This window comes from Jatrophihabitans sp., from assembly GCF_046262535.1.
GTDB lineage: Bacteria > Actinomycetota > Actinomycetes > Mycobacteriales > Jatrophihabitantaceae > Jatrophihabitans.
In genome coordinates this window covers 1-3,267 of sequence record NZ_JBHEMO010000055.1, presented here as the reverse complement: position 1 = coordinate 3,267, position 3,267 = coordinate 1, and the positions used below count along the sequence as shown (strand labels likewise).

The 3,267-nt window shown below is 72.2% G+C and carries 4 protein-coding genes and 1 pseudogene; 2 read left to right on the top strand and 3 right to left on the bottom strand.

The window, feature by feature from the left end:
• On the bottom strand, positions 1–178 hold a 178-nt coding region (locus ABR571_RS08550), incomplete at its 3' end, for a neutral/alkaline non-lysosomal ceramidase N-terminal domain-containing protein (RefSeq protein WP_409452768.1).
• Positions 179–224: 46 nt separating this feature from the next.
• The gene (locus ABR571_RS08545) at positions 225–839 is read right to left on the bottom strand and encodes a trimeric intracellular cation channel family protein (RefSeq protein WP_409452767.1); all 615 of its coding nucleotides are present in this window, start codon (positions 837–839) and stop codon (positions 225–227) included.
• A 151-nt stretch (positions 840–990) separates the two neighbouring features.
• On the opposite strand from ABR571_RS08545, the gene ABR571_RS08540 reads away from it, so the two are divergent.
• Positions 991–1,698 (top strand): DUF6542 domain-containing protein, encoded by a 708-nt coding sequence (locus ABR571_RS08540; RefSeq protein ID WP_409452766.1) that lies wholly within the window; start codon positions 991–993, stop codon positions 1,696–1,698.
• A 4-nt stretch (positions 1,699–1,702) separates the two neighbouring features.
• On the opposite strand, the gene ABR571_RS08535 is transcribed toward ABR571_RS08540, so the two are convergent.
• Positions 1,703–2,674, bottom strand: coding sequence for a 4-hydroxy-3-methylbut-2-enyl diphosphate reductase (locus tag ABR571_RS08535; protein WP_409452765.1), 972 nt, complete (start codon positions 2,672–2,674; stop codon positions 1,703–1,705).
• A gap of 394 nt (positions 2,675–3,068) precedes the next feature.
• Between ABR571_RS08535 and ABR571_RS08530 the strand changes: the two are divergent.
• Positions 3,069–3,267: pseudogene (locus ABR571_RS08530) on the top strand (4-hydroxy-3-methylbut-2-enyl diphosphate reductase); the annotation flags it as partial.

Genomic DNA, 3,267 nt, shown 5'->3' with positions numbered 1-3,267 from the left:
CCACGAGCAGAATCGGCGGCTCACGGGGGGCGTCGGCATCGGCGAACACGAACGCCCGGGACCGCTGCCGGAGGTGGATGCCGGCCGTCTTCTGGTCGGCCTTGCCGTACCCCATCATTCCGCAGTCGGCGGCCTCGCCGGTGATGTCGGAGAGGCCGCGGCCGACCAGGTAACCCATGGCGCAGAGACTGTCGGGGCGGCGCGACCGTCGTCAAACCGAACGGTCACTCCGGGAAGCGGGGCGTCGGCGCCGACCAGCGCCGTCGGGCGGCGAGTACCCGCACCGCGAACACGACCGCGGCCGCGCCGACCTGCCAAGCCAGGTTCAACGCGTCCAGCCGGTCGCCGAGCACCACGAGCGACGCACCGGCGGCCGAGGCCAGGGCATAGATCTCGCGGCGCAGCACCAGGGGGATCTCGCGCAGCAGGACGTCGCGGATCACGCCGCCACCGATGCCGGTGAGGACCCCCAACGCGCAGGCGCCGGTGGCCCCGAGACCCTGCTCGAGCGCCAGCCGGGTGCCCGTCACCGTGAACAGCCCGAGCCCGGCGCCGTCCAGCACGACGATGGGACGCAGCATCCTCGTCACCTGCGGATGCCACACGAACACCAGCACCGCCGCCGCGGCCGGCACCGCGAGGTACCACCAGTGCCGCAGCGCGTTCGGCGGCGTCAGGCCGAGGAGCACGTCGCGCAGTACGCCACCGCCGATCGCGGTGACGGTGGCGACGACCACGACGCCGAACACGTCCAGCCTCGCCCGCACGGCGGCCAATGCCCCGGACAGTGCGAACACGAACGAGCCGGCGACGTCCAACTCGATCAGCGGATGGCTCATCGCCGCCCCGCACACGCGTTCGGCCCGGTCATCCGGCGAGGGTAGCGACGCGGCGCGCGGGTCAGTCCGCTAACGGTTCGGTCTCAGCATGGACGGGTACGGTGGCCGTGAAGCGGGTATCCGGTCCCGCCGCGACCCAGGAGACCCGCCCGTGCCACGTCCCTCCAGCCCGCCCGGCGGCCGGTGGCCGTCGCCCGGGGACGGACGGGACTGGTCGCCGGCCAACGCCGCGTGGCCGGGCCAGGAGGACGACGGCTGGGGCCCCTCGACTGCGGTGTACTCCGGCTCGGCGACCCAGGGCGCTCCGCCGGCCCGCAGCTCGGCCGGCAACGCCCGGCTCGGCCGGGCGTTCAACTATCCCGAGGGGCGGGGGCCGGATACCTGGCAGCCGGCCGGACCAGCGCCGGCCCGCGACCAGCGCGCGACCCGCGCCGCCGACCGGCGCACCGAGCAGTCGATCCAGGACCTGCGCAACCGGACGGCCCGCGCCCCCGAGCGGGGGCTCCCCTGGTGGGCGGCCTTGCTGCTGCTGATCGCCCTCGCCGCTCTGGGCGGGCTCATCGACACCGTCGGGTCGAATCAGCTCAAGGGCGGCTTCAACATCGGCATCGTCGTGGCCTCGGTGGTCGCCGTCCTGGCCGTGAAGCGCTCGCACATGTTCCCCGTGGTGATCGCCCCGCCGATCGTCTACTCGGCGGCCGCGGTGTTCCAGCTCTACGTCCGCTCCAGCGGGCTCCACGACAAGAAGGTCGTGCTCGATGCCGCCGCCAACTACCTCGTCTACGGCTTCCCGGCCATCGCGGCGGCGACCGCGGCCGTGCTGATCATCGCCGGGATCCGGCTCATCACCCGCAAGTAGCGAGTCAGCTCTTCGCCCGCAGCTCGCGACGCAGCTCCTGCGGCAGCGCGAACGACAGCCGCTCCTCGGTGTGGCTGACCTCGTCGACGTCGCCGTAGCCTCGGGCCGCCAGCCAGTCGGTCACCTCGCGCACGAGGATCTCCGGCACGGATGCGCCGGAGGACAGCCCGACACTGGTGACGCCGTCGAGCCACGTGGGGTCGATGGCGCCGGCGTTCTCGACGAGATGGGCGGCCCCCGCCCCGGCGGCCGCGGCGACCTCGACCATGCGGACCGAGTTCGACGAGTTGGCCGAGCCCACCACGAGGAAGAGTTCGACGTCCGGCGCGATCGCCTTCACCGCGGCCTGCCGGTTCTGCGTGGCGTAACAGATGTCGTCCGACGGCGGCGACTGCAGCAGCGGGAACTTCTGGCGCAGGGCGTCGACGGTCTGCATCGTCTCGTCCACCGACAGCGTCGTCTGTGACAGCCACACCACCTTGGCCGGATCGCGGACCTCAACCCCGGCGACCGCGGCGGGGTCCTCGACGAGGGTGATGTGCTGCGGCGCCTCGCCGCTCGTGCCGACGACCTCTTCGTGACCCTCGTGGCCGATCAGCAGGATGTCGTAGTCGTCCTTGGCGAAGCGACGGGCCTCGTGATGGACCTTGGTGACGAGCGGGCAGGTCGCGTCGATCGCCCTGAGGTTGCGGGCGGCGGCCTGCTCGTGGACCTCAGGCGCCACTCCGTGCGCGGAGAACACGACGATGGAGCCCTCCGGCACCTCGTCGTTCTCCTCGACGAAGACAGCGCCACGGGCCTCGAGCGACCGAACGACATGCAGGTTGTGCACGATCTGCTTGCGGACGTAGACCGGCGCCCCGTAGTGCTCCAGCGCCTGCTCCACCGTCTGCACGGCGCGGTCGACGCCGGCGCAGTAGCCGCGGGGCTTGGCGAGCAGCACCCGTTTGCGGGTTTCCTGAGCCGAACGAGACATACCTCGATGGTACGGACGGGGTGTTTAGGGCAGGGTGGACGCATGCAGCTACCCGGTCCTGTGCGTGCCGTCGTCGGTCTGCTGGCCAGTGCGGCGGACGAGGCGAAGCATCTGCCCGATCGGGCGATCGAGTTGCCGATGCTCGCGGTGAGCAGCGCCCTGCAGATGTCGCTGCGGGCCCAGCAGCGCTACGCCCGACTGGCCGCGCGCGGGGACGACGTCATCAATCGCCGAACGCCCGGCGCCGCGCCGCCGCCGTGGGCGACCTTCGACGAACCGGTCTCTGCCGACGAGGTGCGGGCGGCCACCCTCGCTGATATCGACCCTGCGCGGGCCCGGGCGGCCAGCCAGCTGCTCGACGAGTTGTTGGGAACGGCGGCGCCGGACGGGGACGTCGCTGGAGACGGTCAAGGCGCTGGGGGAGCGGTTCCCTGCGCTGCACTCGCCGCCGAGCGACGACATCTGCTACGCGACGCAGAACCGGCAGGCCGCGGTGAAGGCGATCGGCGCCCGGGCCGACCTGTTCCTGGTGGTCGGCTCGGACAACTCCTCCAACTCGGTCCGGATGGTCGAGGTCGCGCTCGACCACGGCG